The 26,316-nt window shown below is 69.6% G+C and carries 19 protein-coding genes and 1 riboswitch; of the genes, 12 read left to right on the forward strand and 7 right to left on the reverse strand.

The window, feature by feature from the left end; all coding sequences use genetic code 11:
- From VI238_RS14425 to VI238_RS14440, 4 genes are all read left to right on the forward strand, one after another.
- Positions 1–832 (forward strand): sodium/proton-translocating pyrophosphatase (locus tag VI238_RS14425; protein WP_331652568.1); only part of this gene is annotated, 832 nt, incomplete at its 5' end.
- 465 nt (positions 833–1,297) lie between these two features.
- Complete coding sequence (locus VI238_RS14430) at positions 1,298–1,957, forward strand: methylamine utilization protein (protein WP_331652570.1); 660 nt, start codon at positions 1,298–1,300, stop codon at positions 1,955–1,957.
- Positions 1,944–4,622, forward strand: a complete 2,679-nt coding sequence (locus VI238_RS14435; RefSeq protein WP_331652572.1) for a serine/threonine-protein kinase — start codon at positions 1,944–1,946, stop codon at positions 4,620–4,622. The genes VI238_RS14430 and VI238_RS14435 overlap by 14 nt, the downstream gene beginning before the upstream one ends.
- A 2-nt stretch (positions 4,623–4,624) precedes the next feature.
- Complete coding sequence (locus tag VI238_RS14440) at positions 4,625–5,728, forward strand: putative porin (protein WP_331652574.1); 1,104 nt, start codon at positions 4,625–4,627, stop codon at positions 5,726–5,728.
- 9 nt (positions 5,729–5,737) lie between these two features.
- On the opposite strand, the gene VI238_RS14445 is transcribed toward VI238_RS14440, so the two are convergent.
- Both VI238_RS14445 and VI238_RS14450 read right to left on the reverse strand, forming a co-directional pair.
- On the reverse strand, positions 5,738–6,178 hold the full coding sequence (locus VI238_RS14445) for an LIC_13387 family protein (RefSeq protein ID WP_331652576.1): 441 nt from the start codon (positions 6,176–6,178) through the stop codon (positions 5,738–5,740).
- Between the two features lie 118 nt (positions 6,179–6,296).
- The gene (locus VI238_RS14450; RefSeq protein ID WP_331652578.1) at positions 6,297–9,590 is read right to left on the reverse strand and encodes an InlB B-repeat-containing protein; all 3,294 of its coding nucleotides are present in this window, start codon (positions 9,588–9,590) and stop codon (positions 6,297–6,299) included.
- Between the two features lie 288 nt (positions 9,591–9,878).
- On the opposite strand from VI238_RS14450, the gene VI238_RS14455 reads away from it, so the two are divergent.
- A complete protein-coding gene (locus VI238_RS14455) occupies positions 9,879–11,969 on the forward strand; it encodes a prolyl oligopeptidase family serine peptidase (protein ID WP_331652580.1) in 2,091 nt (696 codons plus the stop codon).
- A 365-nt stretch (positions 11,970–12,334) separates the two neighbouring features.
- On the forward strand, positions 12,335–12,883 hold the full coding sequence (ppa, locus tag VI238_RS14460; protein ID WP_331652582.1) for an inorganic diphosphatase: 549 nt from the start codon (positions 12,335–12,337) through the stop codon (positions 12,881–12,883).
- A gap of 156 nt (positions 12,884–13,039) precedes the next feature.
- Here ppa and VI238_RS14465 read toward each other — a convergent pair whose 3' ends face one another.
- The 5 genes from VI238_RS14465 to VI238_RS14485 form a co-directional block, all read right to left on the reverse strand.
- Positions 13,040–14,683 (reverse strand): glycosyltransferase family 39 protein, encoded by a 1,644-nt coding sequence (locus VI238_RS14465; RefSeq protein WP_331652584.1) that lies wholly within the window; start codon positions 14,681–14,683, stop codon positions 13,040–13,042.
- A gap of 184 nt (positions 14,684–14,867) precedes the next feature.
- Positions 14,868–15,881, reverse strand: coding sequence for a DUF2333 family protein (locus VI238_RS14470; protein WP_331652586.1), 1,014 nt, complete (start codon positions 15,879–15,881; stop codon positions 14,868–14,870).
- 96 nt (positions 15,882–15,977) lie between these two features.
- Positions 15,978–16,574 (reverse strand): ferritin-like domain-containing protein, encoded by a 597-nt coding sequence (locus tag VI238_RS14475; protein ID WP_331652588.1) that lies wholly within the window; start codon positions 16,572–16,574, stop codon positions 15,978–15,980.
- Between the two features lie 104 nt (positions 16,575–16,678).
- Complete coding sequence (gene thiC, locus VI238_RS14480; RefSeq protein ID WP_331652590.1) at positions 16,679–18,556, reverse strand: phosphomethylpyrimidine synthase ThiC; 1,878 nt, start codon at positions 18,554–18,556, stop codon at positions 16,679–16,681.
- A gap of 90 nt (positions 18,557–18,646) precedes the next feature.
- Positions 18,647–18,741: riboswitch (TPP riboswitch) on the reverse strand.
- Positions 18,742–19,110: 369 nt separating this feature from the next.
- A complete protein-coding gene (locus VI238_RS14485) occupies positions 19,111–20,703 on the reverse strand; it encodes a hypothetical protein (RefSeq protein ID WP_331652592.1) in 1,593 nt (530 codons plus the stop codon).
- A 230-nt stretch (positions 20,704–20,933) separates the two neighbouring features.
- Between VI238_RS14485 and VI238_RS14490 the strand changes: the two genes are divergently transcribed.
- The 6 genes from VI238_RS14490 (at position 20,934) to cydB (ending at position 26,313) form a co-directional block, all read left to right on the forward strand.
- On the forward strand, positions 20,934–21,455 hold the full coding sequence (locus VI238_RS14490) for a DUF3016 domain-containing protein (RefSeq protein ID WP_331652594.1): 522 nt from the start codon (positions 20,934–20,936) through the stop codon (positions 21,453–21,455).
- 68 nt (positions 21,456–21,523) lie between these two features.
- Positions 21,524–22,858, forward strand: coding sequence for a Xaa-Pro dipeptidase (gene pepQ / locus VI238_RS14495; protein ID WP_331652596.1), 1,335 nt, complete (start codon positions 21,524–21,526; stop codon positions 22,856–22,858).
- A 35-nt stretch (positions 22,859–22,893) separates the two neighbouring features.
- Positions 22,894–23,277, forward strand: coding sequence for an MmcQ/YjbR family DNA-binding protein (locus VI238_RS14500; RefSeq protein ID WP_331652598.1), 384 nt, complete (start codon positions 22,894–22,896; stop codon positions 23,275–23,277).
- 38 nt (positions 23,278–23,315) lie between these two features.
- Positions 23,316–23,537: a cytochrome oxidase putative small subunit CydP gene (cydP, locus tag VI238_RS14505; RefSeq protein ID WP_331652600.1), complete on the forward strand. Its 222-nt coding sequence runs from the start codon at positions 23,316–23,318 to the stop codon at positions 23,535–23,537.
- On the forward strand, positions 23,527–25,110 hold the full coding sequence (locus VI238_RS14510; RefSeq protein ID WP_331652602.1) for a cytochrome ubiquinol oxidase subunit I: 1,584 nt from the start codon (positions 23,527–23,529) through the stop codon (positions 25,108–25,110). Before cydP ends, VI238_RS14510 begins: the two co-directional genes overlap by 11 nt.
- A gap of 72 nt (positions 25,111–25,182) precedes the next feature.
- Positions 25,183–26,313 (forward strand): cytochrome d ubiquinol oxidase subunit II, encoded by a 1,131-nt coding sequence (gene cydB, locus VI238_RS14515; RefSeq protein WP_331652604.1) that lies wholly within the window; start codon positions 25,183–25,185, stop codon positions 26,311–26,313.
- Positions 26,314–26,316 lie beyond the last annotated feature (3 nt).

The raw sequence follows: 26,316 nt of genomic DNA on the forward strand, positions 1-26,316 counted from the left end.
CGCGATGCTGTCGATGACCGGCATGATCGTCGCGCTCGACGCGTACGGCCCGATCACCGACAACGCGGGCGGCATCGCCGAGATGGCCGAGCTGCCGAAGGAAGTGCGCGCGGTCACCGATCCGCTCGACGCGGTCGGCAACACGACCAAGGCGGTCACCAAGGGCTATGCGATCGGCTCGGCAGGCCTCGCCGCGCTCGTGCTGTTCGCCGACTACACGCACAAGCTCGGCGTCGAGCATCCGGACCAGATCTACACGTTCGACATCTCCAACCACTACGTGATCATCGGCCTGCTCATCGGCGGCCTGATCCCGTACCTGTTCGGTGCGATGGCGATGGAGGCGGTCGGCCGCGCGGCCGGAGCCGTGGTCGAGGAAGTGCGCCGCCAGTTCCGCGAGATCAAGGGCATCATGGACGGCACCGGCAAGCCGCAGTACGACAAGGCGGTCGACCTGCTGACCAAGTCGGCGATCAAGGAAATGATGGTGCCGTCGCTGCTGCCCGTGCTCGTGCCGATCGTCGTCGCGTTCGGCTTCCGCTTCATCGGCGGGCCGATGGCCGGCGTGCAGGCGCTCGGCGGCCTGCTCATCGGCACGATCGTGACCGGCCTGTTCGTCGCGATTTCGATGACGACCGGCGGCGGCGCGTGGGACAACGCGAAGAAGTACATCGAGGACGGCCATTTCGGCGGCAAGGGCTCGGACGCGCACAAGGCCGCGGTCACCGGCGATACCGTCGGCGACCCGTACAAGGACACCGCCGGGCCGGCCGTCAACCCGCTCATCAAGATCATCAACATCGTCGCGCTGCTGCTCGTGCCGCTGCTGTAACGCGCGCGCAGGACGCGAATCGGAAGGCCGCCTCTGGGCGGCCTTCTTTTTTTGGCGCCTCGTACATGGTTGGAGGCAGGCGAGCGGAGCGCCGGCAGGCGCCATCTGTTCCTGCGAGGGCGGGTAGGACAAGGCTTCTTTCGCCAGGCGCGATGGTGACGCAAGGCTCCGCTCGCCTCCGCGGCGAGCGGGCGCCTTCTCTTTAGCTCGCCCATAGAGAAGGCACCAGGAGAAAGGGCACCCCGGCGTCCCGGTCGACGGGCGTTGCCCGTCAACTGAACAAACCCTGCCACAGCGATTCGAGCCACGTGCGAGCCAATCCCGCCTCAGCCGGTCCACTGGAACCGGGCGCCGGCCGCTCCGCGGGTCCGCGGTCCGGCGCCGGCGCACGGCCTTGTTCTATGATGCGGCCGGGGCATGGGAGCGGCGCGAACGCGCCGTGCCCAGCGGGCCAGGGGGAAATGCATGCATGCAAAATGGCTGGTGCTGGCCGCGATCATGTCGGCTCCGCTGCAGGGCGCGGAGCTGTCGGGCAGCGTCGCGCTCGTCTCGGACGGGCAGGCGCTGCGCAGCGAAGAGGCCGCTGACGCGGTCGTATACTTCCGCCCCGCGAACCCGCCGAAGGTCACGCCAGCGAGCGAGCCGTACGTGATGGGCACGCAGCGCAAGCAGTTCACGCCGCGCATCCTGCCGATCACGGTCGGCAGCGAAGTGCGCTTCCCGAACCGCGACCCGATCCTGCACAACGCGTTCTCGACCTCGCCCGCGAACACGTTCGACGTCGGCGTCTACGGCCAGGGCGACGGCAAGGCGGTCGCTTTCCCGCAGGCGGGCTACGTGCGCGTGTTCTGCAACGTGCACCAGTCGATGGTCGGCCACATCCTCGTGCTCGACACGCCGTATTTCACGCATCCGGACGCGGCCGGGAAGTTCGCGCTCAAGGGCCTGCCCGCTGGCAGCGGCGACCTCGTCGTATGGCACGACCGCGCCACGCCGTGGCACCAGAAACTCGCGGCCGGCGCCAAGCCGCTCGCGATCCAGCTCGATCTCACGCAGAAGCGCGTTCCGCCGCACCTCAACAAGTTCGGCAAGCCGTACGGAAGGGCCAACGATGCCGGCTACTGAGCATTCCCCCGCGAAGGGCTTCACGCTGCCGCTCGCGCTGCGTTTCTTCCTCGCGACCGCAGTGCTGATCGCCTTCGCGCTCGGCGCGGCGGTGCTCGTCACCTACACCCAGGGACAGCGCATCGCGACCGACGCGCTCGACAAGGCGGTCGCGACGAGCGACGCCGTGCAACGCGAGTTCGAGCAGCATCGGCTCGAAACGCTGCAATCGAACGCGCGGCTCGTCGCCGCCGACTCCGCATTCGCGCGCTACATCGGCAGCGCCGCCGGCGGCGGTGCGCTGCCCGGCGTCGAGGGACAAAGCGGCCCCGATCTCAGCTCGATGCGCGACCTGCTGCTCGAGCGCCAGCGCGAGTTCGGTTTCGACCTCGGCATCCTGCTCGACGGACAGGGCAGCACGCTCGTGCGCACCGACCGCAACGAATCGGTGCAGGAGTCGCTCGCCGAGGATCCGCTCGTCGCGGCCGCGCTGCACGACGCGCCTCCGTTCGCGGGCTACTGGCGCCAGGGCGACCGTCTCTATCAGGCCGCGATCATGCCGGTCGTGCAGGATCGCGACCTGCTCGGCTACCTGCTGCTCGCGCAAGGCGTCGACGACGTGCTCGCCAGGAAGGTCGCGCAGGCGAGCGGTGCGCAGGTCGCGTTCCGCATCCCCGCGGGGGGCAAGGTCGCCGTCGTGGCGAGTTCGCTCGACGCGGCGAACGGCGCCGAGCTCGCACCCGCGATCGCCGCGCTCGATCCGGCCGTGCGCTCGGCGCTCGACGGAGGCCGCGCGATCGATTCGTTCCGCGTCCGTTTCGCCGGGCAGGAATGGGTCGGCCGCGCGCGGCCGATGGGGACCGCGGCCGACGGCAAGCTCGGCAGCGTGCTCGTGCTCACCTCGGCCGATCGTTTCGTCTCGGGCTACCGCGCGATCCTCAACTGGGTCGCGCTCGCGGGCCTCGCTTCGATGGCCGCCGCGCTGCTGCTCTCGCTGCTGCTCTCGCGCGGGATCCTGAGCCCGGTGCGACGCATGGCCCAGGCGGCCGAGGAAGCCGCCGCGGGCAACTACCAGGCGCGCATCGGCAGTGGCGGCAGCGACGACCTCGGGCGCCTGTCGCAGGCGTTCGACACCCTGCTGTCCGAGCTGCGCGAGAAGAGCGACATGGAAGGCTACGTCGGCCACCTCGCACGGTTCCTGCCCGAACCCGCGGCCGACGTCGTATCGGACGCTCCGACGCGTCGGCGCGCGGCGACCGACATCGTGCCACGGCGTGGCGCGGCGACGCTGCTCGGGGTCGAATTCCGCCACCTTCTCGCCGAGCGCGCGGACGCGACGCCGGCACAGGCGATCGGCGATCTCGACGCCTTGCAGGCACGCCTCGACGACCTCGCGCGCGCGCACGCGGCCGAGCTTCACGCGGCCGAGGGCGCGCGCTGGCTGTTCGCGTTCGATGGCGACGATGCGCACCGGCGCGCGCTCGCGTGCTGGGCGACCCTGCTCGACGCGGCGGCCGCGCAGCGCCAGGGCGCGCCGGCGGGCACCGTCGTCGAAGGCGAACTGCTGCACGCGGGCGATGCCCTGCTCGGCATGCCGCAGGCCCAGGTGCATCGCCTGCTTTGCGACGCCGCACCGGGCCAGTTGCTCACGCTCGGTACCTTCGGCGACGCACTCGCGCGCGAGCATGGCGCCACCGCGGTGCAGGCCGTCACCGGCGCCTACAGCGCGAAGCCGCGCGCGGCCGTGCTCGCGGACGTGTGGCTGCGCGCACTCGATCGGCTGCCGACCGATCGCACGGTCGTACGCGCGGAAGCCCGCGCGGCGCGTGCGCCCGCGCCCGGCGCGAAGACCGCACTCGGGATCGTGCCGGGCGCGGTGCTGGGCAATCGCTACCGCATCGTCTCGGTGCTCGGCGAGGGCGGCATGGGCGTCGTCTACAAGGCGAACGACCTCGAGCTCAACGACCTCGTCGCGCTCAAGATGGTCAAGCCCGGCGCGCTCACCGACGGCAGCCAGCTCGAGCGCCTCAAGGACGAGATCAAGCTCGCCCGGCGCATCACCCATCCGAACGTGCTGCGCACGTTCGACTTCGGCGAGATCGGCGGCGTGCCGTACATCTCGATGGAGTACGTGCGCGGCCTCACGCTGCGATACCTGTTGCGCGACGCCAAGCGCGTGCCGTATTCGGCCGGGCTGCGCGTCGCGCGCCAGCTCGCGGCCGGCCTCGGCGCCGCGCATGCAGTCGGCGTCCTGCATCGCGACATCAAGCCCGAGAACCTCATCCTCGAAGCGAACGCGAACGCCAAGCTCATGGACTTCGGCATCGCGCGACCGACCGCGCGCGTGCAGCCGGGCCACACCGAGCCGGGCACGTTCCTCGGCACGCCGAACTATTGCGCGCCCGAGCAGCTCGCCGGCGGCAACGTCGACGAGCGCGCCGACATCTGGTCCTGCGGCGTGCTGATGACCGAGATGTTCTGCGGCGGTCTTCCCTTCGACGGTCCGTCGACGATGGACATCTACATGGCGCAGATGCAGGGAGAGCCGACGCGGCCGTCGACGCTGTGGCCGGAGGTCCCGCCCGATCTCGAAAGCGTGATCCTGCGCTGCCTGAGGCGGGTGCCGGACGAACGCTACGCGAGCGCGGGCGAGCTCGCCGCCGATCTCGCCCGACTGAGGGTCTGACGATGCGCCGCCTCGCACTCGCGTGCCACTTCGCCCTGATCGCGGCGCCCGCGTTCGCGATCGCGCAGGCGTCGGACGATCCGCTGCTGCAAGCCCCCGCGGACGCAGCGCCGGCGTCGACGCTGAGCTGGTCGGGCGACGCGACACTGCGCTACGAACACACGAACGGAATTCCCGGCGCGCGGCCGAGTCCGACGCTCGAGCGCATACGCAGCCGCGTGCGTCCCGCGGTGACGTGGACGCCGCGCGACGAGCTCGAGATCGGCGCTGCGCTGAAGTTCGCGCTCGGGTCGGACGCGAACCGCGACAACCGCGCCAACAACGACAACGAGCGCAGCGACGACGCCGCGCTCGACCAGTTGTTCGTGCGCTGGCGCGCGGGCGAATCGACATCGCTGCTGTTCGGCAAGGCGCCGTTCCCGCTCGAGCTGTCGCCGCTCGTGTGGGATCGCGACCTGCGGCCTGCGGGCGTCAGCATCGACCATGGCATCGCGCTCGGCGACTTCAGCCGCGTGCAGCTGACCGCGGGCGCGTTCGCGGGCGAGCACCTCTATGGCGACGACTCGCGCATCGGCGCGCTGCAGGTCGCCTGGCGCTGGCACGAGGGTGCGCCGGGCAATGCCGCGGTGCTGTTGTCGCTGATCGATTTCGACCACATCGACCGGCTCGCGAACAATGGCCTCGGACGCACCAACCTGCGCACGGCGAGCGGCTTCGTGAGCGACTTCCGCCTGCTCGACCTGCAACTCGTCGGCCGGCACGCGTTCGGCGACTGGCCGTTCGAGGCGCGTGTCGACCTCGTGCGCAATCTCGGCGCCGAGGACGATGCCGACGGCGCGCGGCTCAGCCTCGTCGCCGGCGATCGCCGGCGCGCGCACCGGTGGGAGTTCGGCTTCGCCTGGCAGCGCCAGCAGCGCGACGCCGTGCTCGCCGCATTCAGCGAAGACGACTGGTGGTTCCACAGTTTCGCGCACGGTGCGATGCCGTGGTTCGGCTATGGGCTGACCGACCGGCTCAGCGTGCGCGTTGCGGGCTTCCGCGAGCAGCGCGACGGCCTCGCCGACCATACGCGGCGGGTGCTGGTCGACCTGGAAGCGCGCTGGTAGGCGGGCGCATCAGTCCGTCGCGACGCGACCGCGCAGGACACCGAGCACGAGGCACAGTGCGGCGAGCGCGAGCACGCTCATCTGCACCGGCATCGGATCGAGCGATGCGATCAGCGCGATGCCGACGCACAGTACGAGCGCGCTCGCCGCTGCGAGCGGGCGCAGGCGCGTCGCGGCGAGATGCCTGCCCATCCACCAGAGCAGCGTTCCGCACAGCATCAGCAGGATCGCGAAACACAGGCTGTAGCCGCACAGCATCGTCCATGCGTCGACGCCCCAGCGCGGCAGGATCACATACGCGCGCATCGCGTCCATGAGCGCGCGCCGTGGCGCATCGAACGACGCGGTGTCGACGAACGCGCGGTAGTGCGCGCTCGCATGCACGCCGCTCGCGATCAGCAGCACGCTGCCGGCACTGCGCACGCCCAGACGCAACGCAAGTTCGGACACGATCGGCACCTCCACGGCTTGCGCCGATCTTCGGCAGGTGCCCGCGCGAACGCAAGCGACGACCCGAAGCAAGGACCCCGCCTAAGCGGGGTCCTGCGCCGGTGGGCCGACGTCCGGCTCAGAGCCGGCAGAGATCGAAGTCGTCGGCGAAGACGAGCACGCTCCCCGCGGAGGTCACGCCGAATGCAGCGCTCGTTCCGTTCAGTGCGCCGCTCGTCGCGGCCAATGTCCTGCTTGCGGCCAACGTGTAGAAACGTTGCGTTGCATTGGCCGGGAACGAGGCGATGCCGCTGCTCGCGGTCGCCTGTGCGAGCACGATCGATCCTCCGCACGCCGTCGTCGCCAGCGTGACCTGCGACGTCGAGTCGGTCGCGATCACGTTGTCGAACGCGTCGACGATCGCGACCTGCACGCTGCCGAGCCGATCGCCGCGCGGCACGTCGGCCGGCTGCTGCAGGAACCTGATGTGGTCGGCCGGATTCGCCGCGAAGCTCACGACGACCGTGCAGTCGGCGGTGACCGGGCCGGTCGAGTAGCTCGTGCCCGCGAGCGAGCCCGCGGTGCAGCTGCCGCCGACCGGCGTCACGACGTGATACCCCGCCGCTGGCGTCACGGTGAAATTCACGGTCGCGCCGTGGTTCACGGCCTGCGGCGTCGACGGCGCGATCGTGCCGTTGCCGCCGCTCACGCTCGGCGTGACCGTGTGCGTGTCGATCGCGAAGCTCGCGATCACGCTGCAGTCCACAATCACCGCGTTCGTCGTGTACGTGGTGCCGACGAGCGTGCCGCCGCAGGTGCCGGTCACGGCCGCGACATGGTAGTTCGCCGACGGCGACAGCGTGAACACCGTCGTCGCGCCGTGATCGACGGTCTGCGGCGTGGACGGGCTGATCGTGCCGTTGCCGCCGCTCACGCTCGGCGTCACCGTGTGCGTGTCGATCGCGAAGCTCGCGATCACGGTGCAGTCCGCGATCACCGCATTCGTCGTGTACGTGGTGCCGACGAGCGTGCCGCCGCAGGTGCCGGTCACGGCCGCGACGTGATAGTTCGCCGACGGCGACAGCGTGAACACCGTCGTCGCGCCGTGATCGACGGTCTGCGGCGTCGAAGGCGCGATCGTGCCGTTGCCGCCCGACACGCTCGGCGTCACCGTGTGCGTGTCGATCGCGAAGCTCGCGATCACGCTGCAGTCCGCGGTCACCGCGTTCGTCGTGTACGTGTTGCCTACGAGGGTGCCGCCGCAGGTGCCGCCGACCGGCGTCACGATGTGGTAACCCGCATCCGGCGTCAGCGTAAAGGCAGTCGTCGCACCGTCGTTGACGGTCTGCGGCGCGGATGGGCTGATCGTGCCGTTGCCGCCCGCTACGCTCGGCGTGACCGTGTGCGTCGTGGCCGTGACGTTGAGGCAGCCGTTCGCGGTGACTGACTGGCCGTCGGGGTTCGTGATCGTGACGTTCTGCGCGCCGGCCGTGGTCGCGGTGATGTTGAGCACGACCTGGGTCGGCGAGTTGTAGGTGACGCTGTTGACCGTCGCGTTGGTGACCGTCGCCGCCATGTGATTGAACGGTCGCGCGGGCGCGGGCAGGTTCGCGCCGGGGTCGTAGAAGCCCGAGCCACCGGTCGAGGTCGCATTGATCGTGACGTTGCCGGTGCCGCCCGTGAACGGGATCGGCGTCGTCGAGCACGTCGGCGTCGCCGGCGGCGGCGCGAGCAACTTGCCGATGCGTACCGCATAGCTGTTGGACGCCTGGTTGTACTCCTGGACCGTCCATACCGTCATGTCGTCGAGCGGATCGACGACGGTGAACGAGTAGTCGCCCCAGCGCCGGCCCGCCGATCCGCCCGGATCCGACGGCGGGTTGTAGTTCGCGGACGTCAGGCCATACTGAACGGCCGCGGCGGTCGGCGGCCCGGTCATCGTGCCGAGCGTGTCGCCGGCGAGGCGGCCCGCGTAGGCGGCCGTCGCTCCCGACGGTGTTCCGGCGAGACTGAAGCCGATCACGGCATGGCCCTGGCCCGTCGCGGTGATCGACGGAATCCAGTACTGCAGCGCGGCCGCGAGCGTCGCCGCGTTGTCGTAGACGGTGCCCGACTGCACGAGCGACGGCGTCGTCGTGAGGTTCTGGATGTCGTACCAGCGCGCGGCCTTGCGCGCGGCCGTCGTCGTGCTCGCGACGCCGGCCGCACTCACGCGCAGGTTGTGCGCCGTCCACAGGTGGCCGTTGCGGATCATCGCCGCGTAGAGGCGGTCGTCGAGCGAATCGAGGCGTCCGTTCGTGCCGCCGGTGTTGCCCGCGTGTTCGACGGGATTCGTCGCGCCGGTGGTCGGCACCGTCAGCGAAATGTTGGCCGAGATCGTCGGCGTGCCGCCGGGATTGCTGACGCGGCGGAACGTGAGGGTGCTCCACGACGCGTTGTCGACGCCGACGAAATAGCCTTCGTTTGCGGTCGGGTCGAAGTTGTCGACGCCGCGCGGGGCGTACGGTCCGGCCCCGGCTCCCAGCACGAGGTTCGGGAACGCCGTGGCGACCGCGGGCCCCGCGCCGAGCACGGAGTTCTTGCGCACCACGTAGCCGTTGGTGCCGACGAACGCACCCGCGCTCGAGAACATGTTGCAGCCGACATAGAGCGCATTGACGTCGATGCCGAGCGACGGATAGTCGCAGAAGTTCGTCGGATCGGTCTGCACGAAGAAATACGTCCACACGGTCGAGGCGCTGATCGTGCCGTTGCTCGCGGCGTCGCTGACCGCGAGCAGCCAGCGGTTCGGCGCGAGGGTGGTGCAGCTCGCGTTCGTGCACGGCACGTCGATGATGCTCAGGAACCAGCGTGCGCTGAAGCGGTCGTAGCGAACCTGCGGGTCGCTCGTGAACGTGAGCACGACCGATCCGCCGACCGGCGTCATCACCGGGGCGAAGAACGTGTCGGTATCGAGGTTGAGCACGCCGTCGGCGGCGCCCGCCTTGGTGAACGAGCGGATGCGGCCGTTGACCGCGACGACGTACTGCGTCGGGCCGACCGTCCCCATCGAGTCGGGCGGGAATGCGCCGGTATCGGCCAGCGTCGCGCCGTCGAACGACGTCGACGGCGTGTGGATCGCGCGCGGCCCGCGCTCCGGCTCGCTGGTCGCGGACGAGGGATAGCGTGAAACGATGGGGGCGGCTGGATTCGGCTGCAGGTTGTCGCGTTCGGGACCTTCGAGTTCGTGCTCGGGACGCGGGCCGCGACGTGGCGGTCGTACCGCTTCCTGCTGCATGAGTTCGGCCGACGTATGCGTGACGCCGGTGCTGGTCGGTACGCCCACGCCGGCGATGCCGCTGTCTGGCTCGGGCGCAGCCAGCGCCGTTGCAGCGAGCAGGGCCGACGCGCATAGGAACGCCTGCGTCACGAAGGACGCACGAGTGCGGAACATGGATTTCCCCCTGATAGATGGCACACCGTCGACTCCGCCCCCGGGCGGAGTCGTACCCCGGTACTGCGAAGCCTATCACGCTTTTTCGGAAGGCACGCTTCATTGAAAGCGTAAATGGAAGCCGCTCGACGCGCCGGCGACGTGGCCCATTCGGGCATGCCGCCGCCTCGCACTGGACAATCGCGTTCAGCTTTGCGCAGGATGGATTTTTTCGACGAACGGAACCGGTCCATGCGCCTGCTCCCGCGCCTCGCTACCCTCCTCCCGCTCCTGCTCGGAACCGGTTGCATGATGGCTCCGCCCCGCCCCGCCGCACCTGCGGTCGAAGACCCCTATCTCTGGCTCGAGGACATCCACGGCGCCAGGCCGCTCGAATGGGTCGAGCAGCGCAACGCGGAAACGAAGCAGGCGTTCGCGTCGACGCCGGACTTCGAGCGCACGCGCACGCGCATCCTCGAGGTGCTCGACTCGGATGCGAAGATCCCGGCCGTCACGAAGATCGGCGATCGCTACTACAACTTCTGGAAGGACAAGGACCACCCGCGCGGCCTCTGGCGGCGCACCACGCTCGCGCAGTACCGCAAGGACAAGCCGCGTTGGGAAACGGTGATCGACCTCGACGCGCTCGCGAAGGCCGAGGACAAGCGCTGGGTCTGGCAGGGCGCGTCCTGCCTGCGCCCCGCGAACCGACGCTGCCTCGTCGCGCTCTCGCCCGGAGGCGGCGATGCGAACGTCGTGCGCGAGTTCGACCTCGTCGAACGCAAGTTCGTCAAGGGCGGCTTCGAACTCGCCGAAGCGAAATCGGACGTCGCCTGGATCGACAAGGACCGCATCTACGTCGCGACCGACTTCGGCCCCGGCACGATGACGAAGTCGAGCTACCCGCGCATCGTCAAGGAATGGAAGCGCGGCACGCCGCTCGTTGCGGCGACGCCCGTCTACGAAGGCACGGAAGACGACCTCGCGATTTCCGCCGCGCGCGACCTCACGCCCGGCTTCGAACGCGACCTCGTCACGCGCGCGATCGATTTCTACACGAGCGAGACGTTCGTGCGCCGCAAGGACGGCAAGCTCGTCAAGCTCGAGGTGCCGCCCGATGCCACGATCGACACGCACCGGGAGTGGTTGCTCGTGCAGTTGCGCGACGCGTGGACGCTCGACGGCACGACGTATCCGCAGGGCGCCTTGCTCGCGGCGAAGTTCGACGACTTCGTCGCCAACCAGAACACGCCGGGCAAGCGAAAGCTCGCGGTGCTGTTCAAGCCGACCGCCACGACCTCGCTGTCGGCGCATTCCTGGACGCGCAACCACCTGATCCTGAACATCCTCGACGACGTCGTCAGCCGCCTCGAGGTGCTCACGCCGCGCAGCGGCGATTGGCGCCGGGAGAAACTCGGCGGCGCGCCTGCGCTGTCGACGATCGAGGCGCACGGCATCGATGCCGACTCGAGCGACGCGTACTTCCTCAGCGTGAGCGGCTTCCTCGCGCCGACCACGCTGTATTACGGCGCACTCGGCAGCGCGGACGCCGCGCCGGTCAAGCGCGCACCCGTGTTCTTCGACGCCAAGGGCATGGACGTGCATCAGTACTTCGCGACCTCCAAGGACGGCACGCGGGTGCCGTACTTCGTCGTCGCGCGCAAGGATCTCGCGGCGGACGGCAGCACGCCGACGCTGCTGTACGGCTACGGCGGATTCGAGGTCGCGCTGACGCCGATGTACAGCGGCAGCGTCGGCCGCTCGTGGCTCGAGCGCGGCGGCGCGTTCGCGGTCGCGAACATCCGCGGCGGCGGCGAGTACGGCCCGCGCTGGCACGAGGCCGCGCTGAAGGCGAATCGCCCGCGCGCCTTCGAGGACTTCGCCGCGGTCGCCGAGGACCTCGTCAAGCGCGGCATCACGTCGCGCCGCCACCTCGGCGCCGAGGGCGGCAGCAACGGCGGCCTGCTCATGGGCAACATGCTGACCGGCTATCCGCACCTGTTCGGCGCGATCGTCTGCGAAGTACCGCTGCTCGACATGAAGCGCTACACGCACCTGTCCGCCGGCGCGTCGTGGATCGCCGAATACGGCGACCCGGACAAGCCCGAGGAATGGGCGTTCCTGAAGACCTTTTCGCCGTACCAGAACCTCGCCACGGGCAAGGACTACCCACCCGTGCTGTTCTACACCGCGACGAGCGACGACCGCGTCGGCCCGGTGCAGGCGCGCAAGATGGCCGCGCGCATGCGCGAGCTCGGCTATTCGAATGCGTGGTTCTACGAGAACACCGAAGGCGGGCACGGTGCCGCGGCGGACAACCAGCAGTCCGCCTTCATGCACGCACTCGCCTACAGCTTCCTGTGGCAGCAGCTCGCGCCGACGGAGCCGCCGTCGAAGTGAGCGGGGCGGTTCGGCTCGCGCGCGGCCGTGCGTCGCGCGTGGACGGACCGCTCGCCCACGCTGGCGCGCGCCGAGGTGGGCACCCAGCGCGGTCCGCACATCGCGGTCGGACCCGGACGCACGGACCACGCGCGGCGACGCGCGCAGGAGGCCCGCATGGGCGCGTAGCCGGTGGGCGGCCCGAGGCCCGCCCGCGGGCCCGTCGCGATAGCCGCCGCGACGCATGCCAGATCGCTGCGACCGAGCGCCGCATCGCGCTTTTGCTGCACCGCCGCAGGCATTGCCGTATCCTTCGCGCCTCGCGGGCGCGGCCCGCCGCGCGCCCGTCGAGGCACGCCGATTCGAACATGCTTCAGGAGCCAGCCATGGGTTTGGAACGCGTCCCCGCCGGTGCCCACGTGCCCGACGAGATCAACGTCATCATCGAGATTCCGAAAGACGCCGAACCGGTCAAGTACGAAGTCGACAAGGCCTCGGGCGCGATCTTCGTCGACCGCGTGCTGTCGACCCCGATGCGTTACCCGTGCAACTACGGCTACGTCCCGCACACGCTCGGCGGCGACGGCGACCCGCTCGATGCGCTCGTGATCCTGCCGCTGCCGCTCGTGCCCGGCTCGGTCATCCGCTGCCGCCCGGTCGGCATGCTGCGCATGACCGACGAGGCCGGCGCCGACGAGAAGCTCGTCGTCGTGCCGCACGCGAAGATCTTCGCGGGCTATGGACACATCGCCGACATCGGCCAGGTGTCCGGCCACTGGCTCGAACGCATCGGCCACTTCTTCGAGCACTACAAGGATCTCGAGAAGGGCAAGTGGGTCAAGCTCGAAGGCTGGGCCGACGCGGCGGCCGCGAAGGCCGAGATCACTGCCGGCGTCGAACGCTACGAATCGTCGGTACAGAAACCCGCCTTCTGAGCCGGCGCCGGAGATCGACGACCGCGACATGCAGCGCGCCACGCGCGCCGCAAGCAGGGAGCGACGCGCCTGCGCCGCGTGCTCCGCGTTGGGTCGGTGAACCTGGCCCGCGTCCCTCGTTCTCCCGGCATGGCCGCCGCGTCGGGAGCGACGGCGTCAGTCGTCGCTGTCGTCGGGTTCGTCGCCCGCATGCGACGCCGCCGGGTCGACGCCGGACGCGAGGGCGTCGGCGGCCTTCCACATCGCGAGCTCGCCGCCACGGAATTTCTGTGCGTGGACGGGGTCGGCGCGGAAGCGGAAGCGGCGGTAGAAGCTCACGACATAGCCGTCAGGATGTTCGCGCGCCCAGACCTGGAATTGCTCGAGCGTCTCGAGCGCCGGTAGCGGCTGCACGAGGCGTCCGGCGAACTCGTACACGCCGTGGTGCCAGCCCAGGTGTGCGACCGGCTGCCCGCGCTCCTGCGCGTCGTGGATGCGCGCGGCGATCGCATCGATGTCGTAGCGGTCGCCCGCGCCCTGGATCACCGCGAGCTTGATGACGAGCGCGACGGCGAGCATCGCGGTGGCCGCCGATGCAGCGCGTGCGAAGCGCTTCCGGCCGACCGCGAGTACGAGCCCGACCGCGGCGATGATGCAGCCCCACAACGGCGAGACGTCGGCCGCGAACGCGACCGACGGCAGCCTCGGCGCCAGCCAGTGCAGCGCTGCGGTCGCGACCCCGGACAGCACGAGGAACAGGCCGAACGCGCCGACGCGCACGCGCAGCGCGTCGCGCTCGAGCGCGACCGCGAGCAGGAGCGCGACGCCTGGAATCATCGGCAGCAGGTAGTGCGGCTGCTTGCCGCCGACGAGCGAGAACGCGACGAACGTCGGAACGACCCAGGCGACCGCGAAACGCCACGGCACCTGCGTCGCGAGCGTCCGCATGCTCGTGCCACCCGGCCGCAGCACGAGCGGCCACGGCAGCAACATCAACGGGAAGACGACGATGTACCACCAGAGCGGGCGACCGTGCGCGCTCGTGCCCTTGACGCCGCCGATGCGATCGAGCGTCTGGTTGAGGAAGATCGCTCGCGCATACGCCTCTCCGCCGTGCAGCGCGGCAGGAATCGCCCACGCCAGCGCGATGAGCGCGCCGACGAGGATCGACAGGCCGAACGCAGCGAAATAGCGCGCGCGTCGGCCCGCGAGCGCATCGCCGCTCCACCAGGGTGCGGCGAGCGCGACGAACGCGACGTCGAGCAGCATGACCGGGCCCTTGACCAGGATGCCGAGGCCGATCGCGGCGCCGGTCAGCAGCACGCCGCGGCGCATGCGTCCGCGCACGAGATCGAGCACGCCGTGGAGCGCGACGAGCACGCAGGTGGTCAGCGGCACGTCGAACATGATCGCGTTGGAGAACAGCGCGAAGTAGATCGCGCCGAGCAGGAACCACATCGACGCGCGCGCCGTGGTGGCGGAGCCGGTGAGCCGCAGCGTCAAGCGCTGCATGAGCACGAGGCTCGCGAGCGAGCACAGCAAGGTCATCGCGCGCGCCGTCCACGCGTGCACGCCGGTCAGCAGCCAGCCCGCGTCGATGAGCCAGAACAGCAGCGGCGGCTTGTGCGCGTAGGTGGCGCCGTTGAGATGCGGCACGAGATACTCGCCGGTCTGGCGCATTTCCCATGCGACCGCGAGATAGCGCGTTTCGTCGATCGGCAGCGGCCCGAGCAGGAACACGATCGGCAGCAGCAGCAAGGCGGCGACCGCCAATGGATGCGTCAGCGCGGCGCGCCAGTCGGGATCGGTCGATGGAAACACGGGCCTGTGCACTCGCTGCCGGATCGGCGGAACGCGAATCTTGGCACGCCGGTCGCCCTGCGCGCGACCGTCTCGCTCTCGCGCCGACGCGGGGTCCCGGCCTCTCAGGGCGCTGATCCGCCTGCCCTTCGCGTTCTTCGTGGCCGAGACTTGGCGCTTCGCTCCGGCTTCGGCGCCGGCAGGCTCAGCCGCGCTTGAGCAGCTCGCGCAGGTCGATCACGGCCGCGTTCGCGCGCGAGATGTAGTTCGCCATCACGAGCGAATGGTTGGCGAAGAAGCCGAACGGCGTGCCGTTCAGCACGATCGGGCTGCCGAGCGGCTTCTGCGATTCCTCGAGTTCGCGGATCACCTGCTCGAGGCTCACGGCCGCGTTCTTGCTCGCGAGGATCGGTGCGAAATCGGCGCGGACCGCCTCGAGCTGCTCGCGCAGCGCCCAGGTGTAGCCGCGGGCCTCGTAGAAATTGTCGTCGATCTTCGTCCACGGCGTCTTCACGAGGCGCGGGCTCGGCGCCGGGGTCGATTGCCGCGCGTGCTCGTCCCCGGCGAGGTCGGTGTCGATGCGCACCTGCCCTGCAGCCGCCGACAGCCGCTGCGAGAGCGACCCGAGGCGAGCCGAGACGACCTGCAGGTAGTCGGCGAGGTTGTCGGCACGCGCGTAGAACTGCGCATTGCTGTCGTCGCCGTCGCCGAGGCGCGTGAGGTAGGCGTCGACGCGCGCGATCGCCTTGCGATACTGGCTCTCCGAACTCGGCAGCAGCCAGCGATCGTTCGGCGAACTGAACAACGGGTCGGCCTCCTGCAGGTCCTTGTCTTCGACCGACTGCGTCTGCGACCGGCTGAAGTCGTTGCGCAGCGCGCGCGCGAGGTCGCGCGTCGCGGTCAGCACGCCGAATTCCCAGTTCGGCACGTTGTCCATGAGCACGCCGGGCGGGAAGCGGTCGTTGCTGAGGTAGCCGCCGCGCTTGTCGAGCAGCGTTTCGGCCGTCGTCATGAGCGCGACGGTCGTGACGCTGCCGGTGACGACGCGCTCGCCCTTCGCGACGACGCGCGCCTGCGCGGCCGCAACTGGGTCGAAGTGGTCGGGTTCGTAATCCCACCACCACATCAGCACGAGCACGAGCACGATCGCCGCGGCGAGCAGGACGCCGATGCCGCCGAAAAGCCACGAGCGCGCGCGACCGAGCGAAGTTCCGTCCACGTGTTCCCCCATCGAGCCGGCCGAATGCGCCGGCATGCCAGTCGCCGCGGGCGCCGATCGCCCGCGGCCTCGCGGCCATTCTAGGCCATCGGCCAGTTACTTCTTGCCGCCGCCCTTGCCCGGCTTCGCCGGCTCGCCCTTCTGGCCGAAGTGCTCCATGAGCGTCTTCATGTCTTCGGCGTGCTCTTCCTCGACCGCGAGGATGCCTTCGAGCAGGCGCTTCGTGGTCGTGTCGCGATCGCCGATGTAGTTGATGATCTCGCGATAGCTGTCGATCGCGATGCGTTCGGCGACGAGGTTCTCCTCGATCATCGAAGCGAGGTCTTCGGGCACGACGAACTCGGAATGGCTGCGACCCGAGAGTCCTTCAGGCGAGAAGTTCGGCGTGCCGTCGAGCTGCGTGATCCGCTCGGCGATCGTATCGGCGTGCGACTGTTCCTCCGCCGCGTGCTCGAGGAACTCGGCGGCGACGCTCTTCGCGTTGATGCCCGAGGCGAGGTAGTAGTGGGCCTTGTAGCGCAGCACGCAGACGAGTTCGGTCGCGAGCGCCTCGTTGAGCAGCTTGAGCACGGTCGGGCGGTCGAGCGTGTAGCTGTCGGTGACGGCCCCGCGCTCGATGTGCTCGCGCGCGCGCTTGCGGATCGTCTTGATGTCGGAAAGGAACGGTTTGTCGCTGCGCGGACTCGCTGCCATTGCCTGCCTCCTCCTGAAACGATGGGAATGGCGCGCCCGCACCGCGGGCGACGCCCGCCTAGGGTACGCCAGGCGCATGTCCGCCAGCTGAAGGCGCCCCCGGCTCAGCCGGGGCGGTACACCTCGCCGCCCTGCGCGCGGAACTCTGCCGCCTTCTCAGCCATGCCTTCCGCGAGCGCCTGCTCGTCGCCGACGCCGTGCTCCTTCGCGTAGTCACGCACGTCCTGGGTGATCTTCATCGAGCAGAACTTCGGCCCGCACATCGAGCAGAAGTGGGCGCTCTTGTGCGCGTCCTTGGGCAGGGTCTCGTCGTGGAATTCCTTCGCCTTCTCCGGATCGAGGCCGAGGTTGAACTGGTCGTCCCAACGGAATTCGAAACGCGCCTTGCTGAGCGCGTTGTCGCGCGCCTGCGCGCCGGGATGGCCCTTGGCGAGGTCGGCCGCGTGCGCGGCGAGCTTGTAGGTGATGATGCCGTCGCGCACGTCCTGCTTGTCGGGCAGGCCGAGGTGCTCCTTCGGCGTCACGTAGCAGAGCATCGCGGTACCGTACCAGCCGATCATCGCGGCGCCGATCGCGCTCGTGATGTGGTCGTAGCCGGGCGCGATGTCGGTGGTGAGCGGCCCGAGCGTGTAGAACGGCGCTTCGCCGCACTTCTCGAGCTGGCGCTCCATGTTCTCCTTGACCAGGTGCATCGGCACGTGGCCAGGCCCCTCGATCATGACCTGCACGTCGTGCCTCCACGCAACCTGCGTGAGTTCGCCGAGCGTGTCGAGTTCGGCGAACTGCGCGGCGTCGTTGGCGTCGGCGATCGAGCCCGGACGCAGGCCGTCGCCGAGCGAGAACGCGACGTCGTACGCCTTCATGATCTCGCAGATCTCCTCGAACCGCTCGTACAGGAACGATTCGCGATGGTGCGCGAGGCACCACTTCGCCATGATCGAGCCGCCACGGCTGACGATGCCGGTCACGCGCCGCGCGGTGAGCGGCACGAACGGGAGGCGCACCCCGGCGTGGATCGTGAAGTAGTCGACCCCCTGCTCCGCCTGCTCGATCAGCGTGTCGCGGAACAGCTCCCAGGTGAGATCCTCGGCGACGCCGCCGACCTTCTCGAGCGCCTGGTAGATCGGCACCGTGCCGATCGGCACGGGCGAATTGCGCAGGATCCATTCGCGCGTCTCGTGGATGTGCCTTCCGGTGGAAAGATCCATCACCGTGTCGGCGCCCCAGCGGATCGCCCAGACCATCTTCTCGACTTCCTCGGCGATCGAGCTGGTGACCGCCGAATTGCCGATGTTCGCGTTGATCTTCACGAGGAAGTTGCGGCCGATGATCATCGGCTCGCTTTCCGGGTGGTTGATGTTGCAGGGGATGATCGCGCGGCCGCGCGCGACCTCCTCGCGGACGAACTCGGGCGTGATCAGTCCCGGAATCGCGGCACCGAACGACTGGCCCGGATGCTGCTTGAGCAGGTGCGCCTCGCGGATCGCCTCGAGGCGCTGGTTCTCGCGGATCGCGACGAACTCCATCTCCGGCGTGACGATGCCGCGCCGCGCGTAGTGCATCTGCGACACGTTCATGCCTGCCTTGGCCGCGCGCGGCTTCGGGATCGCCGGAAAGCGCACCTCGGCGAGCGACGGTGCGCTCGCGTGGCGACGCGTGAAGGGCGAGCTGAAATCGGCGAGCGGCTCGCTGTCGCCGCGCTCGGCGATCCAGCGCGCGCGCAGCGCGGGCAGGCCCACCGCGAGGTCGACTCGGTAGTCCGGGTCGGTGTACGGGCCCGACGTGTCGTACACGGTGAACGGCGCGTTCTTCTCGGCACCGAACATCGACGGCGTGTCGGCGAGCGCGATCTCGCGCATCGGCACGCGCAGGTCGGCGCGCGATCCCTCGACGTGCACCTTGCGCGAACCAGGGATCGGCCGCGTCACGGATGCGGAGAGTTCGGCGGTTTCGCGCAGCAGCGCGGTCGGAACGGCGTTCATTTCAAAGCTCCTCGATGCCGGTGCGACGGGAGCTTTCGCGCAAGTCAGCGCATGAGGAGCGCGGCCCTTGCCGACCGCAGCGTGCGTGTGCGCCGCGGCTTCAAAGCTCCCTACACCGGTGCTAGCCGGATCAGGTTCGAAGGGACTCTCTCAGCCGGCGACCGCCGGCACCCCCGCTTCGAGGCGCATTGAAGCACGTTCGCTGCCGCGCGACCACCGCTCCGGCGGCGCGCAACGATGCCGCTGCGGCACGCACATGCGCGTGTCGCTCGCTTCCACGGCGACGGCGGGCGCAGCTTCCCTCGTTCGCGAAGGACCGGACGACGATCGCGATCGTCGGCTGCGACACCGCCGGCCGGACCGCCGCGCTCTTCCTCGCGCGCGGCGGCCGCGCCCTCGAGGTGTTCGAGCGAAGCGAGGCGTTGCGGGCGGTCGGTGCCGGCGCCCTGCGGCAGCCGACCGCCTCGATGGACTCGCCGACCTCGGCCTCGTCGACGCGGCGCGGGCGACCGCACGGGCGTGCGGCCCGCCGCGCTCCGCGTGGACTTGGGTGCTCAGCGACAGGGATTGCCCGCGTTCACGCAGGCTACGCGGCTTCGCACGGCGGCACTCGCGGCGTAGTTCGCGAGCACGCCGTCCGCGACGTTGCCGTTCACGAACGTCGTCGCCGAGAACGCGATCAGCGGCAGGCCCGTGAGCACGTCGCCGTTCGATGCCGCAGGCAACGCGTGCGACGAGATCGACGCGCCGCTCAAGTCATGCGCGAGATCGAGCGACAGCCCGCCGGCCGACGGCAGTAGCTCGATACCCGCGTAGTTCCGCGAGACGTGGGCACCGGGATCCGTCGCGTTGGTGAGACGCGAGCCGGTCGCCGACACGGGCAGCTCGATGCCCGCGGGATCGGCCGCGGTCGCGAACGTGAGGACCGACGTCTCGAGACACGGCGTCAGGGCAGGATTTGCAGCCGTGTCCGCCAGTCCAGCCGAGCCACCGTCATTCGCCGCTCCAAGCGGCACGACCACGCCGTCGCGGCCGTAGGCGACGGCGCCGACGTTCGCGCACGCGTACGGGAAGGCACTCGCCCACCGGTCGACGACGACACCGTTGCTCGTCATCTGGCCGCTCGTATACGACTGGACGAAACTCGCCTCGAACGGCGGTTTCGCGCTGCCGCCCGTGAGCGCGGGATCGACGTACCAGCGCTTCGTCGGCGCAGTCACGATCCAGTCGGTGCGGGCACCAATCGACGGGTTCCGGGTGAAATCCCCTTCGAGCGCGCCGGCCATGAACAGCGCGCTGACCGCATCCACCGGATGGGCGTATTCGAGCGTGCGCTGCGCGCCGTCGATGATGACGAGCGCGGCGTAGCGGCTGTCGGGCTCCGCGCTCGCGCTGTCGAGATCCGGTGCGGCGTCGCCGGGCGCGGTGTGCAGTGGCGCCGAGCGGAACCGGTCGATCGCGATGGCGTCGATGCCGAACATCGTGCCGCGTGCGACGTCGACGACGTACTCGGTGCCGTAGAGTCCGCCCGCGGGCGGCGCGAGGTCGACATCCGCATGCGCGCTCCAGTGGCCGCCCGGCGACCACGCGGCGACGATCGCGGCGCAATCGCCGTGGGCCACCGCGTCGGCACTGCCGTGCAGATTGCCCGTCACTTCGCCCATTTCGAACACGTCGAAATGCCCTTCGCGCATACGGTCGGGGGTTTGAGGGCCACCGTCGGCGTTCCCGGTCGGGCCCGACGCGGCGTTCTCTCCCTCGTAGGACGCACCGTTGAAGTCGATCGAGTGCGCCACGAACGCGGGCACGGTGCACGCGGCGCTGCTCGTGACGAGCCGCGCCGGCGACTCGCCTCCGTCCGACGCCGTCACGCTCGCCGACCACGCAGCGTGCGGACCCACGTAGACGTCGAAATCGAGCACGCCGCGTCCGTCGTAGCCTTCGTGGAAGCGCACGCGCAGTGCCTTCGCGTGATCCGTCGTGTTGGTGACCACGAACAGCGTGTCGTTACCGCCGTTCGCAGTGTAGTAGGGGAACACGAGCACCTGGCCCATTCCATGCGGATCGACGTGCATCGCGTGCGCATTCATTCCGGCGATCGCGGAGGCGGCCGCGATCGTCGACGCAAGACTGCTTTTCATGCTCATGGCGCAAAGCCTCGGACGATGGACACCTGTCCCTGACGAGGCATCGCGGCCGAGCGTCGCAGCGCGACGCCCGGCGATGATGTCCGGCAGCGGATGCGGGCAGACGAGCAATATCCGCACACTGAACCGGCGCACAACGCTGCATTCCCTTGTCGCGCCCGTGTTCGCACTCGGCGCGACGTCGCGGGTCGAAGTTGCGTCATGGGAATATCGAACACGAGGAGATCGACATGACCTTTCGCCTTGCCGGACGCGGCGCCGCAACGTTCGCCGCGCTTTGGCTCGCCACACTCGCGAGCGCGGCGGAGCCGGCCCAGCGCGTGACCGTGCACTGGACCGACCCGCACGCGTTCTCCGACACGCGCGACAACCCGGGTATCCGCCAGATGCGGCCCGAGGAGTGGCTCGCGCTGCTGGCGAAGCATCTCGAGCGGCGCGCCGAGCCGATGCTGCCCGCCGGCGAACGCCTCGACGTCACGTTCACCGACGTCGATCGCGCCGGGCGCGTGGAACCATGGCGTGGCCCGGAATGGAACGACGTGCGCATCGTCAAGGACATCTACCCGCCGCGCATCGACCTGCGTTTCACGCTGACGGCCGCCGACGGCCGGGTCATCGCCGAAGGCGAGCGCAAGCTGCGCGACAACGCGTTCCTCATGCGTGGCACCTCCGACGACAGCGACGCGCTGCGCTTCGAGAAGCGCCTGCTCGACGACTGGCTGCGCAAGGAGTTCCAACCGGCCGGCCATTGAGCGACGCGATGCGTCTACACGCCGCGGCGCGTTGGCGGCACAATGCGGGCTCCGTTCCGGAGCCCGCGATGGACACCCAGCATCCCGACCTGCATCCGCTCTACGCCGAGCATCTCGCCACGCTGCGGGCGCACGCCGACGAGGCGCTCGCGCGCGAGGGGTTCGACCACCTCGTGATCGCCGCGGGCCAGCCGGCGATGCAGTTCCTCGACGATCGCCCGTACGCGTTCGCGGTGAATCCGCATTTCAAGCACTGGTTGCCGGCGACGAAGGCGCCCGGCTCGTGGATCGTGTACACGCCGGGGCGTCGGCCGAAGCTCGTCTACCTGCAGCCACACGACTACTGGCACGTCGTGCCCGATGCGCCGGCCGGGTACTGGGTCGAGCATTTCGAGGTCGCGATCATCCGCGACGCGAAGGACGCACGCGCGCACCTGCCCAGCGACGTCGCGCGCTGCGCGGCGATCGGCGAGGCGGGCGCCGCCGTCGACGGCTTCGTCCCCAACAACCCGCAGGGGATCCTCGACTACCTGCACTGGCAGCGCTCGTACAAGACCGCCTACGAGCTTGCGATGATGCGCGTGGCGAGCAAGATCGGCGCGCGCGCCCATCGCGCCGCCGAACGCGCGTTCCGCGCCGGCGCGTCGGAGTTCGATATCCACGTCGCCTACCTCGCGAGCGCGCGCCAGGGCGACAACGAGTTGCCGTACAACAACATCATCGCGCTCAACGAGCACGCGGCCGTACTGCACTACATGGAACTCGCGCACGCGCCACCCGCGCGCGCCCATTCGTTCCTGATCGACGCGGGCGCCAGTTTCCACGGTTATGCGAGCGACATCACGCGCACCTACGCGGCCGCGGACGCGGGCGAGTTCCAGGCGCTCGTCGACGCGGTCGATGCCGCGCAGCGCGGGTTCGTCGCGAAGGTGCGCGCGGGACAGAGCTACCCCGACCTGCACGTGCACGCGCACCTCGTGCTCGGCGGCATCCTGAAGGAGCATGGTTTCGTGCGCATGAGCGCGGAAGCCGCGCTCGAGGGCGGCGTCACGTCGACGTTCTTCCCGCACGGCCTCGGCCATCCGATCGGACTGCAGGTGCACGACGTCGCCGGCTTCCAGGCCAGCGACCGCGGCGGCACCCTGCCGCGCCCGCCGGGCCATCCGTACCTGCGCATGACGCGCGCGCTCGAGCCGGGCATGGTCGTCACGATCGAGCCGGGCCTCTACTTCATCGACATGCTGCTCGCGGAACTCAGGAACAAGCCGGCGGCGAAGGATGTCGACTGGGCGCGCGTCGGCGCGTTCCGCAAGTACGGCGGCATCCGCATCGAAGACGATGTCGCGTGCACCGACGGCGAGCCGGAGAACCTCACGCGCGATGCGTTCGCTGCGCTCGGCTGACGCCGATGCGCTCGCCGGCGCCTGGCTGAATCGAGGTGGACGCCCGCGCGCTCAAGGCCTGTTGCGCACGCTTCCCCGGCGCGATCTCGCGCTCGCTCGGGCCGCCGTACAACATCCTGCTCTACGAAGTCGGCGGCAGGCAGTTCGCGTACTTCAAATTGTCGGACCCGGAAAGATGGCGCTTCAGCTTCCGCGCCACGCCCGAGCGCTTCCTCGAACTCACGGGGATTCCCGGCATCAAGCCCGCGCGCTACATGGCGCGCTTCCACTGGGTCACGGTCGTCGACGTGCGCACGGTGCCCGCCGCTTACCTGCGCGAACTCGTCGCCTGGTCGTACCGGCGCGCGCTCGCGTCGTTGCCGAAGTCGAAGCAGGCCGCGCTCGCCGGAGCAGGAATGGTCCCGGCTGCGGCATCGTGACGCGAGACAGCGCCGCGCCACAGGCGTAACCTCATGCGGTGACCCGACCGCATCGCCCCGCCGAAGCGTCCTGGTTCCGCAGCCGCGGCGGTCGTCGTTTCGGCGCCGAGTTCGGCGCGATCGTCGTGCTCAAGCTCGTCGCGCTCGCCCTGATCTGGACCTTCTGCATCCGCCCGCAGCCGCGCGCGGACACGCAGCCTGAAGCGGTCGCCGATCACGTGCTCGGGCCCGCCGCCCACGAGGCTACCCATGATCGATGAGACCGTCGTGACGCTGTCGCGCCTGCAGTTCGCGCTGACCGCGCTGTATCACTTCCTGTTCGTGCCGCTCACGCTCGGCCTGTCGTGGATGCTCGCGATCATGGAAGCGGTGTACGTGATGACCGGGCGCGAGGTGTGGAAGCGCATGACCCAGTTCTGGGGCGTGCTGTTCGGCATCAATTTCGCGATGGGCGTCGCCACCGGCGTGACGATGGAGTTCCAGTTCGGCACCAACTGGGCTTACTACTCGCACTACGTCGGCGACATCTTCGGCGCGCCGCTCGCGATCGAAGGCTTGATGGCGTTCTTCCTGGAAGCGACGTTCATCGGTCTGTTCTACTTCGGCTGGGACCGCCTCTCGCGCGTGAAGCACCTCGTCGTGACCTTCCTGCTCGCGCTCGGCACGAACCTGTCGGCGCTATGGATCCTCATCGCCAACGCGTGGATGCAGAACCCGGTCGGCTCGGAGTTCAACCTCGACACGATGCGCATGGAGGTCACCGACTTCGGCGCGGTCGTCTTCAATCCCGTCGCGCAGTCGAAGTTCGTGCACACGGTCAGCGCCGGCTACGTGCTCGGCGCGATGTTCGTGCTGTCGATCAGCGCGTGGTACCTGCTCAAGGGCCGCAACATCGAATTCGCCAAGCGCTCGATGACGGTCGCGGCGAGCTTCGGCCTCGCCTCGGCGCTGAGCGTGGTCGTGCTCGGCGACGAATCGGGCTACACGGTGACCGAGCACCAGAAGATGAAGCTCGCCGCGATCGAGGCGATGTGGGAGACCGAACCGCCGCCCGCCGCGTTCACCGCATTCGGTTTCCCCGACGTCGCCGAGCGCACGACGCATTTCGCGATCCACGTGCCGTGGGTCATGGGCCTGATCGGCACGCGTTCGCTCGACGGCGTGCTGCCCGGCATCGGCGAGCTCGTCGACGAGGCGCGCCAGCGCATCGAGAGCGGCCTCAAGGCGTACTCGGCCCTGCAACGACTGCGCGCGAACCGCGACGACGGCGCCGCGCGAACGGAGTTCGAGGCGCACAAGAAGGACCTCGGCCATGCGCTCCTGCTCAAGCGCACGCTCGCCGACCCGGCGAGCGCGACGCCGACCGACATCGCGAAGGCCGCCGAGAGCACGATCCCGAACGTACCGGTGCTGTTCTGGTCGTTCCGCATCATGGTCGGCTGCGGCTTCTGGTTCATCGCACTGTTCGCGTACTCGTTCTGGCTGTCGGCGAGGCGCGAACTCGACCGCCGCCGCTGGTACCTCAAGGCCGCGTTGTGGAGCCTGCCGCTGCCGTGGCTCGCGATCGAGCTCGGCTGGATCGTCGCCGAGTACGGCCGCCAGCCGTGGGCGATCGAGGGCGTGCTGCCGACTGCGCTCGGCGTGTCGTCCGTTTCGGCGGCGCAGGTCGCCACGAGCCTGGTCGGCTTCGTCGTGTTCTATACCGCGCTCGCGGTGGTCGACGCGATCCTCATGCTGAAGTACGCCCGCAAGGGCCCCGACGGACTCGGCATGTGGCCGCCGGTCGCGCCGGAACCCGTGCCGGCTCATGCGGTCGTCGGGGCATCGCCGTGACCGGGCCGGGTCGCCCCGCCGCCCCGTCGTCGATTCCGTCGTCCGTCGAGGCCATCGTCCGGAGTGATCGCCATGCCCGACTATGAAACCTTGCGCGTGACCTGGTGGGTGCTGCTCGGCGCGCTGCTGATCGGATTCGCGGTCACCGACGGCTTCGACCTCGGCATCGCGGCGCTACTGCGCGTGCTCGGCCGCGACGACGCCGAACGCCGCGCGGTGCTGGAAACGGTCGAACCGGTCTGGGAAGGCAACCAGGTCTGGCTGATCCTCGGCGCCGGCGCGATCTTCGCGGCCTGGCCGCTGCTCTACGCCGCTGCCTTCTCCGGCTTCTATTTCGCGATGCTGCTGACCCTGCTCGCGCTGATCGTCCGTCCGGTCGGTTTCAATTTCCGCAACAAGTTCGCCGATCCGCGCTGGCGCGGGTGCTGGGACTGGTTGCTGACCGTGCACGGCCTCGTGCCCGCGCTCGTGTTCGGGATCGCATTCGGCAACCTGTTCCTCGGCGTGCCGCTGCGCTACGACGACACGCTGCGCGTCACCTACGAAGGCGGCTTCTTCGGCCTGCTGCGACCGTTCCCGCTCCTGACCGGCTTCGCGTGCGTCGCGTTGATCCTGCTGCACGGCGCGGCGTGGGTCGCCGTGAAGAGCGAGGGCGTCGTGCTCGCGCGCGCCGAACGTCTCCTGCGCGTGCTCGCGCCGACGTTCGTGCTGCTGTACTGCGCGGCGGGCGCCTGGCTGTACGTCGGCGTCACCGGCTACACGCTGCAGGCCGCGAGGTTCGACGGCCCGTCCAATCCGCTCGCCAAGAGTGTGCTTCACTCAGGCAATTGGCTCGCCGATTCGCAGCTGGGCGGCTGGGCCGTCGTGGCGGCGGCCGTCGCGATCGCGGCCGCCCTCGCGACGCCGTTGCTGGCGCTGCGGCGCCGCCACCGCAGCGCCTTCGTCGCGAGTTCGATCGCGGTCGCGGGCACGATCGGCTCGGCCGGACTCGCATTGTTCCCGTTCCTGCTGCCGTCGAGCCTTGATCCGCGCAGCAGCCTCACCGTGTGGGACGCATCGAGCAGCCACAAGACGCTCGGCCTCATGCTCGTCGCGACGCTCGTGCTGCTGCCGATCGTGCTCGCCTACACGGCATGGGTGTATCGCGTCATGCGCGGACGCGTGTCGCTCGAGCATGTGCGGCGCTCGCACGGGATGTATTGAGCG

This window comes from Dokdonella sp., assembly GCF_036518555.1.
Lineage (GTDB): Bacteria > Pseudomonadota > Gammaproteobacteria > Xanthomonadales > Rhodanobacteraceae > Dokdonella_A.